At 60.4% G+C, this 20,187-nt stretch carries 19 protein-coding genes; 9 read left to right on the forward strand and 10 right to left on the reverse strand.

Annotated elements, in window-relative coordinates; translation table 11 throughout:
- Positions 1-41: 41 nt before the first annotated feature.
- From dnaK to hrcA, 8 genes are all read right to left on the reverse strand, one after another.
- Positions 42-1,967: a molecular chaperone DnaK gene (dnaK, locus tag KUL93_RS05915; protein WP_217126161.1), complete on the reverse strand. Its 1,926-nt coding sequence runs from the start codon at positions 1,965-1,967 to the stop codon at positions 42-44.
- Between the two features lie 65 nt (positions 1,968-2,032).
- Entirely contained in the window at positions 2,033-2,602 is a 570-nt protein-coding gene (gene grpE / locus KUL93_RS05920) for a nucleotide exchange factor GrpE (RefSeq protein WP_217126162.1), read from the reverse strand.
- 92 nt (positions 2,603-2,694) lie between these two features.
- A complete protein-coding gene (locus KUL93_RS05925) occupies positions 2,695-3,795 on the reverse strand; it encodes a hypothetical protein (protein ID WP_217126163.1) in 1,101 nt (366 codons plus the stop codon).
- A gap of 47 nt (positions 3,796-3,842) precedes the next feature.
- Complete coding sequence (locus KUL93_RS05930; protein ID WP_217126164.1) at positions 3,843-4,553, reverse strand: alpha/beta fold hydrolase; 711 nt, start codon at positions 4,551-4,553, stop codon at positions 3,843-3,845.
- Positions 4,550-4,984 (reverse strand): thioredoxin TrxC, encoded by a 435-nt coding sequence (gene trxC / locus KUL93_RS05935; protein WP_217126165.1) that lies wholly within the window; start codon positions 4,982-4,984, stop codon positions 4,550-4,552. Before trxC ends, KUL93_RS05930 begins: the two co-directional genes overlap by 4 nt.
- Before the next feature lie 10 nt (positions 4,985-4,994).
- Entirely contained in the window at positions 4,995-5,429 is a 435-nt protein-coding gene (locus tag KUL93_RS05940; protein WP_217126166.1) for a phage holin family protein, read from the reverse strand.
- The gene (gene hemH / locus KUL93_RS05945) at positions 5,426-6,487 is read right to left on the reverse strand and encodes a ferrochelatase (RefSeq protein ID WP_217126167.1); all 1,062 of its coding nucleotides are present in this window, start codon (positions 6,485-6,487) and stop codon (positions 5,426-5,428) included. Before hemH ends, KUL93_RS05940 begins: the two co-directional genes overlap by 4 nt.
- Before the next feature lie 8 nt (positions 6,488-6,495).
- Positions 6,496-7,518, reverse strand: a complete 1,023-nt coding sequence (gene hrcA, locus KUL93_RS05950) for a heat-inducible transcriptional repressor HrcA (protein WP_217126168.1) — start codon at positions 7,516-7,518, stop codon at positions 6,496-6,498.
- 66 nt (positions 7,519-7,584) lie between these two features.
- Between hrcA and KUL93_RS05955 the strand changes: the two genes are divergently transcribed.
- Both KUL93_RS05955 and recN read left to right on the forward strand, forming a co-directional pair.
- Positions 7,585-8,466 carry an NAD(+) kinase gene (locus KUL93_RS05955; protein ID WP_249419299.1) on the forward strand — a complete coding sequence of 294 codons (882 nt, stop codon included), beginning with the start codon at positions 7,585-7,587 and terminating at the stop codon, positions 8,464-8,466.
- A 6-nt stretch (positions 8,467-8,472) separates the two neighbouring features.
- Positions 8,473-10,161, forward strand: a complete 1,689-nt coding sequence (gene recN, locus KUL93_RS05960; RefSeq protein ID WP_217126170.1) for a DNA repair protein RecN — start codon at positions 8,473-8,475, stop codon at positions 10,159-10,161.
- Here recN and fur read toward each other — a convergent pair.
- On the reverse strand, positions 10,158-10,607 hold the full coding sequence (gene fur, locus KUL93_RS05965; protein ID WP_217126171.1) for a ferric iron uptake transcriptional regulator: 450 nt from the start codon (positions 10,605-10,607) through the stop codon (positions 10,158-10,160). The two genes, recN and fur, sit on opposite strands and share 4 nt — an antisense overlap.
- Positions 10,608-10,733: 126 nt before the next feature.
- On the opposite strand from fur, the gene KUL93_RS05970 reads away from it, so the two are divergent.
- The 5 genes from KUL93_RS05970 (at position 10,734) to greA (ending at position 17,023) form a co-directional block, all read left to right on the forward strand.
- Positions 10,734-11,207, forward strand: a complete 474-nt coding sequence (locus KUL93_RS05970; protein WP_217126172.1) for an outer membrane protein assembly factor BamE — start codon at positions 10,734-10,736, stop codon at positions 11,205-11,207.
- A gap of 45 nt (positions 11,208-11,252) precedes the next feature.
- Positions 11,253-12,056, forward strand: coding sequence for a 4-hydroxy-tetrahydrodipicolinate reductase (dapB, locus tag KUL93_RS05975; RefSeq protein ID WP_217126173.1), 804 nt, complete (start codon positions 11,253-11,255; stop codon positions 12,054-12,056).
- A 91-nt stretch (positions 12,057-12,147) separates the two neighbouring features.
- On the forward strand, positions 12,148-13,290 hold the full coding sequence (gene carA, locus KUL93_RS05980) for a glutamine-hydrolyzing carbamoyl-phosphate synthase small subunit (RefSeq protein ID WP_346731659.1): 1,143 nt from the start codon (positions 12,148-12,150) through the stop codon (positions 13,288-13,290).
- Between the two features lie 23 nt (positions 13,291-13,313).
- Complete coding sequence (carB, locus tag KUL93_RS05985) at positions 13,314-16,550, forward strand: carbamoyl-phosphate synthase large subunit (RefSeq protein ID WP_217126174.1); 3,237 nt, start codon at positions 13,314-13,316, stop codon at positions 16,548-16,550.
- Complete coding sequence (gene greA, locus KUL93_RS05990) at positions 16,550-17,023, forward strand: transcription elongation factor GreA (RefSeq protein WP_217126175.1); 474 nt, start codon at positions 16,550-16,552, stop codon at positions 17,021-17,023. The genes carB and greA overlap by 1 nt, the downstream gene beginning before the upstream one ends.
- Here the strand turns inward: greA and KUL93_RS05995 are convergent.
- Positions 17,014-17,409 carry a YhbY family RNA-binding protein gene (locus KUL93_RS05995; RefSeq protein ID WP_217126176.1) on the reverse strand — a complete coding sequence of 132 codons (396 nt, stop codon included), beginning with the start codon at positions 17,407-17,409 and terminating at the stop codon, positions 17,014-17,016. The two genes, greA and KUL93_RS05995, sit on opposite strands and share 10 nt — an antisense overlap.
- A 60-nt stretch (positions 17,410-17,469) precedes the next feature.
- Here KUL93_RS05995 and KUL93_RS06000 point away from each other — a divergent pair, with 60 nt between their 5' ends.
- Positions 17,470-18,093: an RlmE family RNA methyltransferase gene (locus KUL93_RS06000; protein WP_217126177.1), complete on the forward strand. Its 624-nt coding sequence runs from the start codon at positions 17,470-17,472 to the stop codon at positions 18,091-18,093.
- 173 nt (positions 18,094-18,266) lie between these two features.
- Entirely contained in the window at positions 18,267-20,171 is a 1,905-nt protein-coding gene (gene ftsH, locus KUL93_RS06005; protein ID WP_217126215.1) for an ATP-dependent zinc metalloprotease FtsH, read from the forward strand.
- Positions 20,172-20,187 lie beyond the last annotated feature (16 nt).

The raw sequence follows: 20,187 nt of genomic DNA on the forward strand, positions 1-20,187 counted from the left end.
TCAGAGGCAACGGCTTCTTGGGGGTTACTGGGGCGATACGGTCACGACCTCTTGTCGTCTTTCACTTCGGTAAACTCCGCGTCGACCACGTCGGCATCGTTCGCGCTGGCGCTTCCTTGCGTGCTGCTACTGGTGGTGCTGCCGCTCTCTGCGCTTTGCGCTTTTTGCATCACTTCGGCACTGACTTGCGCCAGTTTTTGCATCGCCGCTTCGATCGCCGCTTTGTCTTCACCTTTCGCTGCCCGTTCGGCTTCTTCGATCGCCGCTTCAACCTTGCCTTTTTCCGCAGTGCCGACCTTGTCGCCAACCTGTTCGAGCGATTTCTTCACCGAATGGACGAGCGCATCGCACTGGTTGCGCGCTTCCACGAGCTCGCGCATCCGTTTGTCTTCGGCAGCGTGCAGTTCGGCGTCACGAATCATCTGTTGGATCTGCTCTTCGGTCAACCCGGAGTTCGCTTTGATCGTGATCTTGTTCTCTTTACCGGTATCCTTGTCACGCGCCGAAACGTGGAGGATCCCATTCGCGTCGATGTCGAAGGTGACTTCGATCTGCGGCACACCACGCGGCGCAGGCCGGATCCCTTCCAGATTGAATTCGCCCAAGAGCTTGTTGTCGCGCGCCATTTCGCGCTCGCCTTGGAAGACGCGAATCGTCACCGCGGTCTGGTTGTCGTCGGCGGTGGAGAAGATCTGCGTCGCTTTCGTCGGGATCGTGGTGTTCTTGTTGATGAGCTTGGTCATCACGCCACCGAGCGTTTCGATCCCAAGTGAGAGCGGAGTGACGTCGAGGAGCAGGACGTCCTTGACCTCACCTTGCAACACGCCCCCTTGGATCGCGGCACCGATCGCCACCGCTTCGTCCGGGTTGACGTCTTTGCGCGGTTCTTTACCGAAGAATTCTTTGACCTTTTCCTGGACCTTCGGCATCCGGGTTTGTCCGCCGACCAGGATCACCTCGTCGATGTCCTTGACGGTGAGACCCGCGTCTTTGAGCGCGATGCGGCACGGCTCGATGGTCCGCTCGATGAGGTCTTCGACGAGCGATTCGAACTTCGCTCGCGTGATTCTCATCGCCAGGTGCTTCGGCCCAGAAGCATCCGCGGTGATGTAGGGAAGGTTCACTTCGGTCTGTTGGCTGGATGAGAGCTCGATCTTCGCCTTTTCCGCCGCTTCTTTGAGGCGTTGCATCGCCAGCGGGTCTTTTTTGAGGTCGACCCCTTGCTCTTTCTGGAATTCACTGACGATGTAGTCGATCAGGCGGTTGTCGAAGTCTTCCCCACCCAGGAAGGTGTCACCGTTCGTAGCAAGCACTTCGAACTGGTGCTCCCCGTCGACTTCGGCAATCTCAATGATCGAGATGTCGAAGGTGCCACCCCCCAAGTCATAGACCGCGATCTTGCTGTCGCCGGGTTTCTTATCGAGGCCAAAGGCAAGCGCAGCCGCAGTCGGCTCGTTGATGATCCGTTTGACTTCGAGCCCTGCGATCCGCCCCGCGTCTTTCGTCGCTTGCCGTTGCGCGTCGTTGAAGTAGGCCGGCACGGTGATCACCGCTTCGGTGACCTCTTCGCCCAGATAGTCTTCTGCGGTCTTCTTCATTTTGCGCAAGACTTCCGCAGAAATTTGCTGCGGCGAAAGTTTCTTGCCAGCAGAGGTTTCCACCCACGCGTCGCCGTTTTCTGCGCGGATGATCTTGTAGGGCATCAGTTTGATGTCCTTCTGGACTTCTGGGTCTTCGTACCGGCGGCCGATGAGGCGCTTGATCGCGTAAAAGGTGTTCGCGGCGTTGGTGACCGCTTGCCGTTTTGCCGGTGCGCCAACCAGGATTTCACCGTCTGCGGTGTAGGCAACGACCGACGGTGTGGTGCGTGCGCCCTCCGAATTTTCGATGACGCGCGGTTTGCCGTTTTCCATCACCGCGACGCAGCTGTTGGTGGTTCCCAAGTCGATACCGATGATTTTGCCCATTGTTTTCTCCTATTGCCGTTTCTGAGTTGGAACTCTTTTTGTGTATGAGGGCGTTGCTGAGAATTTCAAGAGCCCGATTTGGCTTTCGAGACCATCACGAGCGCCGGACGGAGCACGCGCTCATGGATGAGATAGCCCTTCTGCAACACCTGCGCTACCAGGTTGGGTTCACCGTCGGACTCGATCATCCCGATTGCCTGGTGCCGGTTGGGGTCGAATTTGTTGCCTGCCGGATTCTCTTCCTGAACGCCGAACTGTTCGAGCGCGGCGATGAGTTGCTTGAGCGTCAACTCGACCCCCTCGCGCAGGCTTTCGACGGTTTGATTCTCGGTGGCGAGCGCCGCTTCCAGGCTATCCTTGACCGGCAAGAGCGCCGCGGCGAATTTGTCGATCGCGTAGAGACGCGCTTTGGCGATCTCCTCTTCGGCACGACGCCGGACGTTTTCCGTTTCGGCTTTGGCGCGCAACCAGGCGTCGTAGTGCTCGGCCGCTTTGCGCTCGGCAATGCGCACCATCTCTTCAAGGTCGGGAACGGTGTCGATCGGCCGCTCGTTGACCTCGTCGCTCGTCACCGACGCACCGACTTCGGTAGGGCTTTCCGGGATTGGGTTCGTCTGTTCTTGGGGATTGTTCATAAGGTTCTGCTCCCATTGCAATGGCTCAATTATAATGAAATGGGAGCAGCGCTCGGGAATTTCAAGGGGGATTACCGCCTAGCGTGAAGCCATCAAACGCGAAGATCGAGATGGGAGACGGTACCGACGCCACCACTTTCGCGAAGGTAGATACTGCTTTTTTGGAGCTGCCCCAAAGGGTTCCCGTTTGAATCGTCCACGGTGAAACGGGTTCGGACTGCTTGGGTAGCCAGCGCGCCGATATCGGCGTTTCGTAGCGCAATGAGGCGGTCGGGGGCAAAGGGGTGCCAGACGAAGAGGCGGTGGTAACTCTGATCGCCTTCGTCGATCCAGCCGTTGCTGTCTTCGTCCAGCGCAGCCAGTTCGGCGAAACCGTCACCCGTAGCCGGCCCAAAGAGCTCTTTGCCGTCATCGACGCGGCCGTTGCCATTGCGGTCAAAGACCAGGAACCCTTTTCCACTTATCGGCACCGGGAGATTGACCTCCGTTCCGTTTCCCATGAGGTCGAAGCGAAAGCCGATATCGACCAGTTCGCCTTCACTTGCCGTGAAATCGACGACCAGTGGATCCTTCATTTTCGGAGCGCGCTCAGCGGTGAGTTGGGTGGTTGCCAGTGAGACCGAAAGGCTTTCGCTGCGTTGCCAGGTGAAACCGGCCGCAAATTCGATCGTTCGCCCATCGGCGGTCCGCACCACCCCCGATGCAGAAAAGGCAAGCGCTTCGGTGCGAACGACAGTTGCCGTGGCAGTCAGGGTTTCGGCACGCAGAACGATCACATCGGGTTCGTTTGCCGAACTGCTCGCCACAGAGGCAGGGGCAGGGGGAGTCGCGGAGGGGGTGGTGGCATGCGACGAATCGAGGGGGTAGGTTTCCGTGTGCTCTGGCGCGATGCCAAAAAAGCGCCGCAGCAGTTCCCGAACGAACCGCATTTCTGGCGTCAAGGCACGCTCCTTTTCCTTTTCGATCACGTCTGTAGGGCGCGTGGTGTCCGCTGGGGTCTCTCCCGTTTGGGGTTTGCGAGTCGATTCGTCGGCGCGTCGCCCCCCGGTTTCGCGGGGTGCAGATGGGGCGTGTAAGCGCCGAGGCCCAGTAAGGCGGCCGATTTCACGCCCCTCTTGTTGAACCGTGAATGTGGTGCGTTCGTTCTCTACCGCTGTTGCGGCCAGATTGAGGGTCGATTCGGTGATGCGCATGGCTGCCCTCCTGAGGGAAGTACAAAGGGGCAAATGGGTTTACGGCATCACCAGAAAAAACTTGAGAGCTGTTCGACCATCACCGCTTGGTGGCGCAGAAAGGGCGCATGTGCGGCGTTGGGGATGGGCAGCCATTTCCCATGAGGCACGTTCTGGGCGATGGCTTCCCCCGCGGCACACGGAATGAGGGGGTCATTCTCCCCGTGGATGACGAGGACAGGGGCCGTAATGCGGGGGAGTTCGGCGCGCAGATCGACTGTAGCCAGCCAATCAAGTCCAGCAAGCAGGATCTCCAGGGGCGGGGCGGGATCGGCTGTCGCGAGAATTTCGGCGGTCAGCGTTTTGCTCTCCAGCTCCCCGCGGTTGAAGCCACCGACGAAACGGGGGAGCATCGCCGGTTCGTCTTCGGCGATCGCAGCGCGAAACTCGGCAAGCGCTTGAGGCGCAAGCCCATGGGGCCACTCGTTGCGGGTGACGAACGACGGCGTGCCGCCGATCGCAACCACGCCGCCAATGTGGTGCGGCGCGCGCGCCGCCGCCGCAAGGGCGATCATTGCGCCCAATGACCAGCCCATCAGGATGGTTCCGTGCGGTACTGTGGCAACGAGGCGGGTAACTGCGTCGGCAAAATTGGCGGTGAAGGGGGTTTCACGGTATCCAGGTAGATCGTACCATTCTGCACCCAACGCGTCCGCCAAGGGTTGAAGCGGCCCCCGCCCGAGCCGCCACCCGGGTAGCATCACGATGGGCGGTTTCATCGCAGATAACCTTGGAGCCAGGAGAGGAGTCGTCCGGCGTCGATCGCGCCGCTTTGCCGCGCCACTTCCCGACCGCGGATAAAGAGGGCGATCGTGGGAATGCTCCGAATCTGATACTGCGCGGCAAGATCCGGGTTGGCCTCGGTATCGACCTTGACGAAGTGGATTTTGGGCGCCTTGTGCGCAGCTTGGGCGAAGTGAGGGGCCATCATGCGGCACGGACCACACCACGGGGCCCAGAAGTCGACCACGACAGGGATGGTTGGTTGCAGGACGTGGCGGCCAAACCACGCCGAATCGACGTTGATCGGTTCGCCGGGCAGAAGCGATTGTTTGCATTTGCCACATACCGGCCCATCGTCGAGGCGCTCGGCAGGTACGCGGTTCAGAGCGTGGCACTGCGGACAAGGGATCATCAACGGTTCAGCCATCCTTTGCTCCTCATGACATCCAGGGATCGTCGTCTCGGTCTTGCGAGCGGCGTCGATCGACGCGCCAGCGTACCTTGATTGCATAGGTGGGGTCGGAAAGCGCGATGTCAACCACCCCCGTCAGAATGCTGTAGAGCAACGCGCCCCAAAACGCCGACCAAAAGTCGGCGACGACTACTCCGGGCACGATTCCTGTGGCTGCCCAAAAGAGGAGCGCGTTGATCACGAGGGCGAAGATGCCGAGCGTGAAAATAGTGGCTGGCAGGGTCAACACCAGCAGGAGGGGTTTGATCGACCAGTTGATGATCCCCAATACGAAGGCGGTCAAGAGTGCTGCCCCGTAGCCCGTGACGGTAATCCCAGAAACGATCTCGGCAACCGCCAGGAGCGCCACGGCATTGAGCAGCCAATGCAGCAGTAATCGGAGCCAAGGGGGGAGCCTCATGAGGCAGGGAACTCCACGGGGGTGTGCATCGGCCAACCGGAAAGATGCGAAGTGAGGATGGTGGCGAAATCACGGATCCATTCGGGATCTGCGTTGAGACACGGAACGTAGGTGAAGTGTTCGCCGCCTGCGGCCAAGAACGCCTCTTGGCATTCGATCGCGATCTCTTCCAATGTTTCGAGGCAGTCGGCAACGAAACCGGGACAAACCACGGCGACCCGCTTCACCCCTGAGCGCGCCAACTGCTCGAGCGTCTCTTGCGTGTAGGGTTGCAGCCATTTCGCTGGCCCGAAGCGGGATTGAAAGGTGACCTGCCAACGTTCGCGCGGCAGGCGCAGCGCTTCTGCGATCAACCGGGCACTTTTCTGACATTCGCAATGGTAGGGATCACCGGCGTAGAGGGTTTTAAGCGGCATGCCGTGAAAGCTAAAGAGGAGCTGCTCCGGTTCCCCATTCTGCTCGAACGCTCGGCGAAGGGTTGTGGCAACCCGTTCGACCCATACCGGGTGGTCATGCCAGTGGCGCACGAAGCGAACTTCCGGTACATCCCGCCACCGCTGAAGTGCCTGCGTGACGGCGTCAAAGACCGAACCGGTGGTGCTCGCACAATACTGAGGGTAGAGGGGCACGACCAAAAGACGCCGCACGCCAGCTTGCCGCAGCGAAACCAATTCGTCACGCACATTCGGGTTGCCGTAGCGCATCGCACAACGAACGAGCGGCCCGGATTCTCCCCACAGGGCTTGAAGCCCTTCGGCCAGTTGCCGCGTGACAACCGTGAGGGGGGAGCCCGCTTCGGTCCAGATTTGGGCGTATTTCGCAGCGCTCGCTTTCGGGCGGCGCGGCAGAATCGCCAGTTCGAGAATGGGGCGCCACAGCCAGCGTGGCAGTTCGATCACGCGAGGGTCGGTGAGAAATTCACGCAAATAACGGCGAGTTGCAGCAGGAGTGGGGGCGTCGGGAGAGCCCAAATTGACGAGCAAAACCGCGGTGTGGAGGGTGATTCTCTCATGAAACCGTCGACACTCGACAGGATCGGATCGTTCCGTTGGCTGCATCGTTGTACTCATCCTTGGGTATTCTCATATTGACTCAGCGCATGGGTGAGGAGTTTCGCGGTGATATCGACGATGGGAATCACCCGGTCGTAGGCCATGCGGGTGGGGCCGATCACCCCGATCGAGCCGACGATTTGGCCATGCACCGAGTAGTTGGCGGTAATCAGCGAACACTCTTCCAATTCCGCGACACCCGATTCGCTCCCGATGAAAATCTGCACGCCGTTTGCCTGTGTCGCCTGCTCCAAAAGACGTATCAACGCGGTGCGTTGCTCGAACAGGGAGAAGAGTTCGCGCAGCCGCTCCATGTTGCTGGCGAATTCGCCCACTTCCAGCAACCGGTTTTCACCGGAAACGACGTAGGGATCCGCTTCGGGCAACGGCGCAGTGAGTGCGGCACGCATCAGATCCGAGATGTCTTCCCGCATGCGGCTCAATTCTTGCGCCAACGCTTCTCGCATCTCTTCAAGCGTTTTACCCGCGAAATGGGTCGTCAAAAAGTTGCTGGCCTCGACGAGTTCGGACGGAGAGAGCGCCCGAGGCGCAGTCACCAGACGGTTGAGGACCTCGCCGCTTTGGGTCACCAAGATGAGCAACAGGCGGTTGCCCGAAAGCGGGACGAATTCGATGTGCCGCAACCGTTCGGTATCGCGCTTGGGCGCCATGACGATGCCGGCACATTGCGTCAGTTCCGACAAAATCTGCGAGGCGCGGCGGATCAACTGCTGCGGCTGGTCGGGTTTGAGCTCTTCGCGCAAATCGGCGATCAGTCGTTGATCGAGCGGTTGGATCGAGATCAATTTGTCGAGGTAGAAGCGATAGCCTGCCGCGGTGGGGGCGCGACCTGCCGACGTGTGGGGACTCATCACCAACCCGAGCTCTTCCAGATCGCTCATGATGTTGCGCACGGTGGCCGGCGAAAGCGTCAAGCCACTTGCGCGCGACAGGGTGCGCGAGCCGACGGGTTGGCCTTCGGCAATGTACCGTTCAACCAGCGTTTTGAGCAGGATGCGGCTGCGATCGTCCAACATGGCGTTCCAAGCAGTGTCTACCGCGCCCATATTACCACTGGCCTGGCTTTTCGTTACAATGGGGTTATGGGTGTGCCATTTCAATCCGTTGGGCTTGCCGCGAAGGTGCACTCGGAAGCGGCGCTGGAAGCGCTGCAAACGCTTGCCGAGTGGTTGACGCGGATGGGCTGCCGAGTAGTGATCGAGTCGTCGACGTTTGCGCACGACGCAGCCGAATCGTCTCCTTGGACATTCGCCCCGTTTTCCCGTCTTGGGCAGATGGTGGATCTTGCGGTGGTTTTGGGCGGCGATGGGACGATGCTCAATGCGGCGCGGCAGCTGGTCGAGCACGACGTGCCACTTGTCGGGATCAACCTGGGCCGGGTCGGGTTCCTTACCGATATCGCCCGTTCCGAGGCGATTCCGCAACTGGAACGGATTCTCAATGGGGAATATCAAGAGGAGCGGCGGCTACTTCTTTCCGGGCGAATCGTCCGCAACGGCGTCGTGATCGCCGCAAGCCACGCACTCAACGACATCGTGATGAACAAAGGGGATCTGGGGCGGATGATCGAATTCGAATTGCACATCGACGGTCATTTCGTCTATACCCAACGCTCGGACGGGATGATCATTGCTACGCCCACCGGTTCCACCGCCTACGCGCTTTCGGCGAACGGCCCCATTCTGCATCCTCAGGTTGCGGGAATTGCGCTCGTGCCCCTTTGCCCCCACGCACTCACGGCGCGACCGATCACGATTCCCGACCGCGCAGAGATCGAGCTTGCCTTACTGCCCGGTCATGTTGCCGATGTCCATTTCGACGGGCAAGGTCGGGTGGAGATGCTGCCTTCGGACCGCTTGCAGGTGCGGCGCGCCGGTCACCAAGCCCGTTTTCTCCATCCGATTGGCTACGACTATTTTGCGATGTTGCGGGAAAAGCTCCATTGGAGCGCGTCGCCACGGTAAAGGATCATGATTCGTCGTTTGGAAATTCGCGATTTCGTCCTGATCGAACACCTCGATCTCGCGTTCGCAGCGGGGTTCGGGGCGCTTACTGGCGAGACCGGAGCGGGGAAATCGATTCTGCTCGATGCCGTGACGTTCGTTTTGGGCGCACGTGCCGATGCGAACTGGGTACGCAGTGGCGCGCAACGGGCCGAAGTGGTGCTCACTTGTGATTGGCCGAAACAACCTGAAGCCGCGTCGCTTCTTGCCGAATGGGAGATCGCGCCAGACGACGAGGCGATGCTGCTCATTCGGCGTACCCTCGACGCCAATGGGCGTTCGCGCGCTTGGATTCAAGGTGTCGCGGTGACGCAAAGCCAATTGCGCGCATTGGGGGCGTGGCTTGCCGACGTACATGGGCAACATGCGCACCATGCGCTCCTGACCCCAGAGACGCAACGGCGGCTCGTCGATCGTTTCGCCGAAGCCGTTCCAGAAGCGGAAGCGGTCGCGCGTGCCTGGCAAGCGTGGCAACAAGCGAAAAATGCACTCGATGAAGCGATCGCGACGCAGGGACGGATCGCCGAGGAGCGTGAGCGCCTTACTTGGTGGTTGACGGAGTGGCAATCGATCGCTTTCACCGCAGAGGAGTGGCAAGCGTGGGAAGCGGAATACCGCCGCTTGAGCCATGCAGCCGAACTGCAGCAGCAAGTAGCGGTTGCGCTCGACCTCCTCGATCGGGACCCGGATGGCGCGCTTGTTGCTGTCAGCCGCGCGATCCGCGCGTTACGGGAAGTCGAGACGTTCCATGCTGCGATCGCGGAGCCGCTTTCGCTGTTGGCAGCCGCCGAAGCGGAGCTCGACGAAGCGGCGGCGAGCCTCAAGCGGGAGTTGGCGCGCTTCGGGGAGGATCCCGAACGGTTGGCCTTTTTGCACGAACGCATCAGCGCCGCCCATGAATTGGCGCGCAAACATCGCATCCTTCCGGAAGCGCTCCCTACGCTTGCTGCCGAATGGGAAAAACGCCTAGCTGCGCTCGATGCGGCAAGCGACCTGGAGCGGTTGCAGGCGGCAGAGCGCGCAGCGCACCAAGCGTATCGGGACGCCGCGGCGTGCCTGAGCGCAAAGCGTCTGAAGGGTGCGCGGCGGTTGCGCGACGCCGTCCGGCGTTTGTTGCCGGAACTGGCCATGCCCCATGCCCGGTTCGAAGTGGCGCTCGAACCAATCGACCCGAGTGGGCACGGCGTGGAAAGGATTGCGTTTCGTTTTGCCGCAAACCCAGGACAGATGCCAGCAGCGTTGGCCCAAGTGGCGTCGGGTGGGGAACTCTCCCGCATTGGTTTGGCGATTCAGGTGGCTTCGGTTGGTGCCGAGGCGATTCCCACTGTGATTTTCGACGAAGTGGATGTCGGAATCGGTGGCGCGGTTGCCGCAGTGGTGGGGCGGTTGATGCAGCAGCTCGGGACATGGCGACAAGTCTTAGCGGTGACCCATCAGCCACAGGTCGCGGCGTGTGCCGACTGGCATTGGCGGGTCAGTAAACGGGCCGAAGCGGGGGAGCGCGTTATGACGGTTGTCGAACCGCTTGCTGACGAAGCACGGATCGACGAATTGGCGCGTATGGTTGGGGGCGCAGAGGTCGATGAAGCGGCGCGCGCCCACGCCCGGTCACTCTTGGCGATGAGCCAGCGTGGGGCGCAAGAAACGAAGGACTAACTTCTCGAACGCGGTTTGCGGTACGGGCAATTGGCCCCTTGCAAGCAACGGCCGTAAAGTGCAAGAGCGTGGTCCTCGAGCGAAAAACCGTACTGTTCGGCGATCGCTTTTTGCCGCGCTTCGATCGCTTCGTCGTGGAATTCGACGATCCGTCCGCAATCGACGCAAACGAGGTGGTCATGGTGGTGGGTTTCCGCCAGCTCGAAAACCGCTTTCGTGCCGTCGAAGTGGTGTTTGAGCAGCACGCCGGCCTGTTCGAACTGCGTGAGGACGCGATAGACCGTAGCGAGCCCGATTTCGACCCCCTGGTCGAGCAGTTCGCGATAGACATCGTCGGCGCTCAAATGGCGCGCGCCTTCCTGGGCGAAGAGTTCGAGGATTTTGATTCGCGGGTAGGTGGCTTTGAGCCCTTTTTCCCGGAGGTCGATGTCGGTCTTTGCGTTCATGGCAATCAGAGAGGATGACGACAAAAAGAATCGTTCCGATTATACGCAATCGTTGCTCTGAGTGCGAATCACGCACCGACCAGAGCATGCTATAGTTTCGCATCGTGAAGGGTTTTCGAGGGAAACATGCGTCGCGAATCGCCTTTTCGTCGCACTAAGAAACGCCTACTCACCGCGGAGCTTGCGGGGGTTGGGGTTGTCTTCGCGCTTACGGGGTGTGCGCTGGAGCAAGGAAGCGCGTTCGACCGTGTTGCCGCAATCGCTTCCCCCTATTCGGCACCGGTTCGTCAAGGCAACTGGGTGGAGCCGGAAGCGGTGCGCCAACTGCGCAAAGGGATGCCGCAGGAAACGGTCCGGTTGTTGCTTGGGTCGCCACTACTTGTCGACCCGTTCCGCAACGACCGTTGGGATTATCTCTACCGTTATGACGACAAGCGGGGGCATGTTGAGACGCGCCGCTTGATCCTCTTTTTTGAAAACGGCGTCCTGGTGCGGGTGGAGGGCGACGTCGTTCCGGCAAACGAAGCCGCGGAAGGTTCGTCACCAGAAAGCCGACCGCGTTGGCAGACGGTCGAGATTCCCGCAAAACAGAAAGAGTAGTGCATTTGCATAAGCCAAGGGTGTGTAGAAAAGGAGAATGGGTCCATGCGTGCGGTCAAGGTAGCGATTGCGGGCGCGGGGGGGCGGATGGGACGGATGTTGATCGAAGCGGCGCTTGCGCCCGATTCCGGAGTGGCGCTTGCAGCGGCGTTCGACCGTCCAGGGGCTCCCGTGATCGGTCAAGATGCGGGGCAACTCTTGGGCCGGACCACCGGCGTCTCGATCAGCGACGACATCGCTGCGGCGGTCGCGGCTGCCGATTGTGTGATCGATTTCACGCGACCCGAAGGAACCTTCGCCATCCTCGACGAAGCGGTGCGCCACAAGCGGGCGATGGTGATCGGCACCACGGGGTTCGACGAGGCAGGCCGCGCTCGGATCGTTGCCGCAGCGCGCGACATTCCCATCGTCTTTTCGCCCAATATGGCGGTCGGGGTCAACGCCGTATTCAAACTTTTGGAGGTAGCAGCAAAACTTCTGGCAGGGTATGACGTCGAGGTGATCGAAGCGCACCATCGCCACAAGGTCGATGCCCCGTCGGGTACGGCGCTCGAAATGGGGCGGATCGTTGCCCGCACGTTAGGCTGGCCGTTCGACGAAGTGGCGATTTACGGGCGGGAAGGGCACACCGGGGAACGCCCCAAACAGCAAATTGGGTTTTCGACGATCCGGGCCGGCGAGATCATTGGCGACCATACGGTGCTCTTTGCCGCGCAAGGGGAGCGAATCGAGATCACCCACCGGTCGCAAAGTCGGATGCCGTACGCCGCTGGTGCGATCCGGGCTGCGCGGTTTCTCGCCGATAAGTCAGCGGGGCTCTACTCGATGCAGGATGTCCTGGGCATCTGAGACGACGGGAATTCTGGTAAAATCCTAGCAAGGACTACCAAAAAAACAACGGGATGCGGTTGCGTCCCGTTTTTTTACGTGAGGAACGATCGTGCGCTCGAATGCAGTTTTGGCTCTGGCCGACGGAACGGTTTTCCACGGGGTGGGGATCGGAGCGGTTGGTTTGACCGTTGGTGAGGTGGTGTTCAACACCTCGTTCACAGGGTATCAGGAGATCCTCACCGACCCCAGCTACCGTCGCCAAATCGTGACGCTCACCTACCCCCATATCGGGAACGTGGGGACGAACCCAGAAGACGAAGAGAGCGACGCGGTGCACGCGGCAGGGTTGGTGATTCGCGATCTCTCTCGCGTCGTGAGTAATTTTCGTGCCACCGAATCGCTTCCTGACTACCTCAAGCGCCACAATGTGGTGGCAATCGCGGAAATCGATACCCGCGAACTCACGCGTCGCTTACGCGACCAGGGGGCGCAAAGTGGCGCGATTCTCACCGCTCCGCCTGGTACCACGCCGAACGTTGCCGAAGCGCTTGCTGCGGCCCGGGCATTTCCTGGGTTGGCGGGGATGGATCTTGCGCAAGAGGTGACGCGCCGTACCGTGAGCGAATGGCGTGAGGGCGCGTGGCAACTCGGTCTCGGTTACCCGACGGTGACGGAAACGACCCGACACGTCGTCGTCTATGATTTTGGGGTGAAACGCAACATTTTGCGCCTTTTGGCGTCACGCGGTTGCCGGGTGACGGTGGTGCCGGCGCAGACCCCTTACGCCGAAGTGAAAGCGCTCGATCCCGATGGCATCATGCTCTCGAATGGCCCAGGGGATCCGGAGCCGTGCCACTATGCCATCGCAGCCGCGCGTGCGGCGATGGACGAGGGGGTTCCCCTATTTGGAATCTGTTTGGGGCATCAGATCCTGGGTTTGGCCTCTGGCGCGCGCACCGTCAAGATGAAATTCGGTCACCACGGCGCGAACCATCCGGTCAAGGATCTCACCAACGGCCGTGTCTATATCACCAGCCAGAACCACGGTTTTGCGGTGGACGCCGCTTCGCTGCCCCCCCATTGCCGCGTTACCCATGTTTCCCTCTTCGACGGCAGCGTTCAAGGGATCGAGCGCACCGACGTGCCGGCGTTCGGTTTTCAAGGCCACCCCGAAGCGAGTCCCGGGCCGCACGATATTGCCGATCTCTTCGACCGCTTCGTAGCAATGATCGACGCGCGGCGTCAGGCATAACCCCAAGATTGCAAGGAAAAATCATGCCGAAACGCACGGACATCGAATCGATTCTGATCATTGGCGCAGGGCCGATCGTCATCGGCCAGGCCTGTGAGTTCGACTACTCTGGGGCGCAAGCGTGCAAAGCGTTGCGCGAAGAGGGGTACCGGGTCATTTTGGTGAACTCCAACCCGGCAACCATCATGACCGACCCCGAAATGGCCGATGTGACCTATATCGAGCCCATCACCCCTGAGGTCGTCGAGCGTATCATCGCAAAAGAGCGTCCCGATGCGCTCCTGCCCACGATGGGGGGGCAAACCGCGCTCAATACCGCGCTGGATCTCGCCCGTTCCGGCGTGCTCGAGCGCTACGGCGTCGAATTGATCGGAGCAACCGAAAGCGCGATTGCCAAAGCCGAAGACCGCCAGCTCTTCAAAGAGGCGATGACCCGCATCGGACTGGAGTCGGCGCGCTCGGGCATCGCGCATAGCTTGGAAGAGGCGCTCGCCATTCAGGCCGAGATCGGTTTTCCGGTGATCATCCGCCCCTCTTTTACCTTGGGGGGGACAGGGGGCGGCATCGCCTACAACATGGAGGAGTTCGTCGAGATTTGCAAGCGGGGGCTCGACCTGAGCCCCGTGCATGAACTTCTCATCGAAGAGTCGCTCATTGGCTGGAAAGAGTTCGAAATGGAGGTGGTGCGGGACAAAAACGACAACTGCATCATCGTCTGTTCGATCGAAAACCTCGACCCGATGGGCGTGCACACGGGCGACTCGATCACGGTGGCACCGGTGCAGACGCTCACCGATAAAGAGTACCAGCGGATGCGGGATGCCTCGATCGCGGTGCTGCGCGAAATCGGCGTCGATACCGGGGGCTCGAACGTTCAGTTCGCGATCAATCCGAAAGATGGTCGCATGATCGTGATCGAAATGAACCCGCGGGTGTCGCGCTCTTCGGCGTTGGCGTCGAAGGCAACCGGCTTCCCGATCGCGAAGATCGCAGCCAAACTGGCGGTGGGCTACACCCTCGACGAACTCAAGAACGACATCACCGGCGGCGCGATCCCAGCGTCGTTCGAGCCGACCATCGACTACGTCGTCACCAAAATCCCCCGTTTCGCATTCGAAAAGTTTCCGCACGCCAACGACCGTCTGACCACCCAAATGAAGTCGGTCGGCGAGGTGATGGCGATTGGACGCACTTTCCAAGAGTCGGTGCAAAAAGCGTTGCGCGGCCTGGAAGTAGGCGTCTATGGGTTCGACGAGATCGAATGCACCCCCGAATCGCTCGAACACGAGCTCGCAAACCCTGGTGCGCAGCGCATTTTGTATCTGGCGCAAGCGTTTCGCGAAGGGATGTCGCTGGAAAAAATCCACCAGCTGACCAAGATCGATCCGTGGTTTTTGAGCCAGATCGAAGCGCTCGTGGAAATCGAGCAAAAGCTCAAAGGGCGTTCGCTCAAAGGGATCGACGCCGACGAAATGCGCGCGTTGAAGCGCAAAGGATTCTCGGATCGCCGGTTGGCGAAGCTCCTCGATACCACCGAAGAGGCGGTCCGGTTGCATCGCCACGCACTTGGGGTGCGGCCCGTCTATAAACGGGTGGATACCTGTGCGGCCGAATTCGCCACGCCAACCGCCTATCTCTATTCCACGTACGAAGCCTTTTGCGAAGCAGCGCCCAGTAACCGTCGCAAAATCATGATCCTAGGCGGAGGGCCGAACCGCATCGGGCAGGGGATCGAATTCGATTACTGCTGTGTCCATGCGGCACTGGCGCTGCGCGAAGACGGCTTCGAAACGATCATGGTCAACTGTAACCCGGAGACGGTCTCGACCGATTACGACACCTCTGATCGCCTCTATTTCGAACCGATCACGCTCGAAGACATCCTTGAAATCTGTCACGTCGAAAAGCCGGAAGGGGTGATCGTCCAGTTCGGCGGGCAAACCCCGCTCAAGCGCGCCAAGGCGCTTGCGGCAAATGGCGTGCCGATCATCGGAACGTCGCCGGATGCGATCGATGCGGCGGAAGATCGCGAACGCTTCCAAAAATTGTTGATGCGATTGGGGTTGCGGCAGCCGGAAAACCGCACTGCGCGTACCCCGGAGGAGGCGATGCGTCTCGCTGCAGAGATCGGTTACCCTCTGGTCGTCCGTCCCAGCTACGTCCTGGGCGGGCGCGCGATGGAGATCGTTCACGATCCGCAAGACCTCGAACGCTACATGCGCGAAGCGGTCAAAGTGTCGAACGATTCGCCCGTGTTGCTCGACCGGTTCCTGGACGACGCGACCGAAGTCGATATCGACGCGGTGAGCGACGGTGAGCGCGTCGTGATCGCCGGCTTGATGGAGCACATCGAGATGGCGGGGGTCCATTCGGGCGACTCCGCGTGCTCACTTCCCCCCTATACTTTGCACCCTGCGGTGCTCGATGAGATCCGCCGTCAGACCGTTGCGCTCGCGAAAGCGCTCGATGTCGTCGGCTTGATGAACGCCCAGTTTGCGGTGCAGGGTAGTGGCCCCAACGCCACCGTGTATGTGCTGGAGGTAAATCCCCGTGCGTCCCGGACGGTTCCGTTCGTCTCCAAAGCGTGCGGGGTGCCTTACGCGAAAGTGGCCGCGCGCTGTATGGCTGGGAAAAAGCTCGCGGAACAGGGCGTGACCGAAGAGCTCGTTCCCCCCTATTTTTCGGTCAAAGAGGTGGTCTTCCCGTTCAACAAGTTTCCGGGTGTCGACCCGATCCTCGGGCCCGAGATGAAGTCGACGGGCGAAGTGATGGGGATCGGCCGAACCTTTGCCGAAGCGTTCTACAAATCGCAGTTGGCCGCTGGAGTGGTGTTACCCCGAAGCGGAAAGGTCTTTTTGAGTGTCAAACCGAGCGATCGCCCCGCGGCAGTCACTGTCGGGCGCCGCCTGCACGATCTCGGCTTCACGATCGTGGCGACTCGGGGCACGGCGCGCACGCTTGAAGCAGCAGGCATTCCCGTGCAGGTCGTCAATAAGGTCAATGAAGGGCGGCCGCATATCGTCGATATGATCAAAAACGGCGAGATCGCGCTGGTGATCAATACGGTCGAGGCACGCCGTCAGGCGGTGATCGATTCCCGTTCGATTCGGGTGAGTGCGCTTGCGGCAAAAGCCCCCATCTATACGACGATCGAAGGGGCAGAGGCTGCGGTGATGGGCATCGAAATGGCCGAACGGTTCGACGTCTATGCGTTGCAACAACTCCATCGGGAAGCGTTGGCAGCTCGGAGGAACGGTTGATGAAATATCCCATGACCGTGTACGGCGCACAAAAGCTCAAAGCGGAGCTCCATCGCCTGAAAACGGTGGAGCGCCCAGCAGTGATCGCGGCAATTGCCGAGGCGCGTAGCCATGGAGACCTTTCGGAGAATGCCGAATACGACGCGGCGCGCGAACGGCAGGCGTTCATCGAAGGGCGGATCTTGGAGCTTGAGGGGAAATTGGCGAACGCCCAGATCATCGACCCGAAAACCCTCGACGCCGACGGGCGGGTGGTGTTTGGCGCCACTGTCGATTTGGAGGCCACGGATTCGGGCGAGCAGGTCACCTATCAGATCGTTGGTGAAGACGAAGCCGACGTGCGTGAAGGAAAAATTTCGGTCACCTCGCCGATTGCACGTGCTCTGATTGGCAAATATGCCGGAGATGTCGTGGTCGTGCAGGCGCCTGGAGGCGCCCGCGAATACGAGATTCTCGACGTGCGTTACGAGTGACTCTGTTTTTTCCTCAAGGCTTGCCGACGCGCGCGCCGAACGAACGCCGCGGTATCGTTGGTTTTAGAGGTTTTCGCGTGCGTGGCGCGCGGGGATTCCGCGCGCTTTTCTGGGTTGGGTCGCCAAACGACCAAGAGGTTACCCAGCATCTGCACCGGAGCGCAATCGAGCGTGTCGCAGATCGTTTCCAGATATTGGGCGCGAACGGCGCGCTCGGCACCCGAAACGCGGATTTTGATCAGTTCATGCGCGGAGAGTGCTCGGTCGATTTCGGCCAGCACGGCTGGCGTCAGCCCTTTGCTGGCGATCATCACGACCGGTTTCAGATGGTGGGCCTGCGCCCGCAAGGCTCTTCGCTGGTCCGAATCGAGGGTCAGTGCAGCCATGGTGGATCGTACTCTCACGATGCGCGGAAACGACGATTATCGCAGAAAACGTGACTCCTCATGAAGAAACACCGCAGTAAAAAAGCTTGGCTCGACCGGCATGTGCACGACCCCTATGTCCAGCGCGCCGTACAGGAAGGGTACCGTTCGCGGGCTGCGTACAAACTCCTCGAGATCGACGAAAAAGATCACTTGCTACAACCCGGGATGCGGGTGGTCGATCTTGGGGCAGCGCCCGGGGCATGGTCGCAGATTGCAGCTGCTCGGGTTGCGCCAACCGGCAAGGTCTTTGCGCTCGATCGTTTGCCGATCGTGCCGCTTCCCGGTGTGACGGTGATCCAGGGAGACTTCACCGACGAAGCGGTCCTGAAATCTCTGGAACGAGCGCTCGAGGGCGAACCGGTCGATCTCGTGCTTTCCGATATGGCGCCCAACCTCTCTGGGATTGCCATCACCGATGCGGCAAAAAGTTTTCATCTTGCCGAATTGGCGTTGGCGTTTGCGCTCGAGCACCTGACCCCGAGTGGCGCGTTCCTGGTCAAAGTGTTCCAGGGTCCAGGAATCGACGCATTCCGGCGGGAATTGCACGATGCGTTCCATACGGTGGTTCCGCGCAAACCCAAAGCGTCCCGTTCGGAAAGCAGCGAACTCTATTTCTTGGGTAAACGACCCAAAGGGCGCTGATCCCATCTTGGGGAGCGCGTTGATCCCATTCCGGTGAGCGAATTTTTCTCTTGCCGTGTGGAACCCAAGCGGTTAGAATCGACTCGAAGTAGCGTGCGTAGGTAGGTAGAAGGAGTCACCCTTTGAACGGCAGCAGTTTCTTTCGCAATCTGGCGATCTGGCTCGTCATCGGCATGGTGTTGATGACGGTCTTCAACCAATTCAACGATCGCACCGCGCCTGCGTCGACCATGGAATACTCCCAATTCATGGAAGCGGCGAAAGAGGGGAAGGTGACGAAAGCGATCATCGACGGGCGAACCGTGCGCGCCCTGATGAACGATGGCCGTCAGGTGACCGTCTACGCGCCGCCGATGGATCTGTGGATGGTTTCCGACCTGATGAAGTACGGCGTTTCCATTGCCGCGACGAAGCCGGAAGAGGGGCAGTCGCTCCTTACCAATATCTTCGTATCTTGGTTCCCGATGCTTCTGCTCATCGCAGTCTGGGTCTATTTCATGCGACAGTTGAGCGGTGGCGGGAAAGGGGGCGCGTTCTCCTTTGGGAAATCGCGGGCGCGTCTGCTCGACGAATCGAGCAATACCGTCACTTTCGCCGATGTCGCCGGTTGCGATGAAGCCAAAGAGGAGGTCCAAGAGCTCGTCGACTTTTTGAAAGATCCCAGCAAATTCCAGCAGCTCGGCGGCCGCATCCCGAAAGGGGTGCTGATGGTCGGACCGCCGGGAACCGGTAAGACGCTGTTGGCGAAAGCGATCGCAGGCGAAGCGAAAGTACCGTTCTTCAGCATCTCGGGTTCTGACTTCGTCGAAATGTTCGTCGGTGTCGGTGCCGCGCGGGTGCGCGACATGTTCGAACAAGCGAAAAAGCACGCCCCGTGCATCATCTTCATCGATGAGATCGATGCGGTCGGGCGGCAACGGGGAGCCGGGTTGGGCGGCGGCAACGACGAACGCGAACAGACGCTCAACCAACTTCTGGTCGAAATGGACGGCTTTGAAGGCAGTAGCGGCATCATCGTGATCGCTGCGACCAACCGCCCAGACGTCCTCGACCCGGCGCTCTTGCGGCCTGGTCGCTTTGACCGGCAAGTGGTGGTGTCGCTTCCTGACGTTCGTGGCCGCGAACAGATTCTCAAAGTCCACATGCGCAAAGTTGCGTTGGGTCCAGACGTCGACCCTGCGATCATCGCGCGGGGCACGCCCGGCTTTTCGGGTGCCGATCTCGCCAATCTGGTCAATGAAGCGGCGCTCTTTGCCGCCCGCGCCAACAAGCGCTATGTGGAAATGGAGGACTTCGAGCGCGCGAAAGACAAGATCCTGATGGGGCCGGAGCGGCGCTCGATGGTGATGAGCGAAGAGGAGCGGCGCAATACCGCATACCACGAAGCGGGGCACGTCGTGGTCGCGAAGCTCCTGCCCAAAACCGACCCGGTGCACAAAGTGACGATCATCCCGCGCGGCCGCGCGCTCGGGGTGACGATGCAACTTCCGGAAGGGGACCGCTACAGTCAAGACAAAGAGCGGCTCCTCAACACGATCGCGGTGCTCTTTGGGGGGCGGATCTGCGAAGAGATCTTCATGAACCAGATGACGACGGGCGCGTCGAACGACTTTCAACGGGCAACCGAGATCGCGCGGAAGATGGTGACCCAATGGGGAATGTCCGACACTCTGGGGCCGATGGTCTACGGGGAAGAGGAAGGGGAGATTTTCCTTGGTCGGGCGGTGACGACCCACCGCAACATCTCCGAAGCGACGATGCAGAAGGTCGATGCCGAGGTACGCCGCATCATCGATGAGCAGTACGCGCTCGCGCGCCGCTTGATCGAAGAGAACCGGGACAAGGTCATCGCCCTTGCCGAAGCACTGCTCGAATATGAGACGCTTGATGCCGACCAGATCGACGACATCATGGCGGGAAAACCGCCGCGTCCGCCGAAAAAACCGGAGACGAACCCGCACAATGCGGCGCCACCGAGTGGCGAAGGGGTAGTTGCCGACGCGCCGGCGCCAGACGGAAAAGAGGCGCGCCCCGCTTCGCCTGGCGGGCAGCCGCCCGAAGCGGAACCAGCTGGATGAGCGTGGTGAAAAACCG

The sequence above is a fragment of the Hydrogenophilus thiooxidans genome (assembly GCF_019049855.1).
Taxonomy (GTDB): domain Bacteria; phylum Pseudomonadota; class Gammaproteobacteria; order Burkholderiales; family Rhodocyclaceae; genus Hydrogenophilus; species Hydrogenophilus thiooxidans.

Bases quoted from the DNA above. Each gene is read 5' to 3' on its own strand.
- KUL93_RS05930 (WP_217126164.1), bottom strand. From the start codon at position 4,553: ATGAAACCGCCCATCGTGATGCTACCCGGGTGGCGGCTCGGGCGGGGG.
- KUL93_RS05970 (WP_217126172.1), top strand. From the start codon at position 10,734: ATGCGTCGCGAATCGCCTTTTCGTCGCACTAAGAAACGCCTACTCACC.
- carB (WP_217126174.1), top strand. From the start codon at position 13,314: ATGCCGAAACGCACGGACATCGAATCGATTCTGATCATTGGCGCAGGG.
- dapB (WP_217126173.1), top strand. From the start codon at position 11,253: ATGCGTGCGGTCAAGGTAGCGATTGCGGGCGCGGGGGGGCGGATGGGA.
- KUL93_RS05940 (WP_217126166.1), bottom strand. From the start codon at position 5,429: ATGAGGCTCCCCCCTTGGCTCCGATTACTGCTGCATTGGCTGCTCAAT.
- trxC (WP_217126165.1), bottom strand. From the start codon at position 4,984: ATGGCTGAACCGTTGATGATCCCTTGTCCGCAGTGCCACGCTCTGAAC.
- KUL93_RS05955 (WP_249419299.1), top strand. From the start codon at position 7,585: ATGGGTGTGCCATTTCAATCCGTTGGGCTTGCCGCGAAGGTGCACTCG.
- fur (WP_217126171.1), bottom strand. From the start codon at position 10,607: ATGAACGCAAAGACCGACATCGACCTCCGGGAAAAAGGGCTCAAAGCC.
- dnaK (WP_217126161.1), bottom strand. From the start codon at position 1,967: ATGGGCAAAATCATCGGTATCGACTTGGGAACCACCAACAGCTGCGTC.
- KUL93_RS05995 (WP_217126176.1), bottom strand. From the start codon at position 17,409: ATGGCTGCACTGACCCTCGATTCGGACCAGCGAAGAGCCTTGCGGGCG.
- hrcA (WP_217126168.1), bottom strand. From the start codon at position 7,518: ATGTTGGACGATCGCAGCCGCATCCTGCTCAAAACGCTGGTTGAACGG.
- grpE (WP_217126162.1), bottom strand. From the start codon at position 2,602: ATGAACAATCCCCAAGAACAGACGAACCCAATCCCGGAAAGCCCTACC.
- recN (WP_217126170.1), top strand. From the start codon at position 8,473: ATGATTCGTCGTTTGGAAATTCGCGATTTCGTCCTGATCGAACACCTC.
- ftsH (WP_217126215.1), top strand. From the start codon at position 18,267: ATGGTGTTGATGACGGTCTTCAACCAATTCAACGATCGCACCGCGCCT.
- KUL93_RS05925 (WP_217126163.1), bottom strand. From the start codon at position 3,795: ATGCGCATCACCGAATCGACCCTCAATCTGGCCGCAACAGCGGTAGAG.
- hemH (WP_217126167.1), bottom strand. From the start codon at position 6,487: ATGCAGCCAACGGAACGATCCGATCCTGTCGAGTGTCGACGGTTTCAT.
- greA (WP_217126175.1), top strand. From the start codon at position 16,550: ATGAAATATCCCATGACCGTGTACGGCGCACAAAAGCTCAAAGCGGAG.
- KUL93_RS06000 (WP_217126177.1), top strand. From the start codon at position 17,470: ATGAAGAAACACCGCAGTAAAAAAGCTTGGCTCGACCGGCATGTGCAC.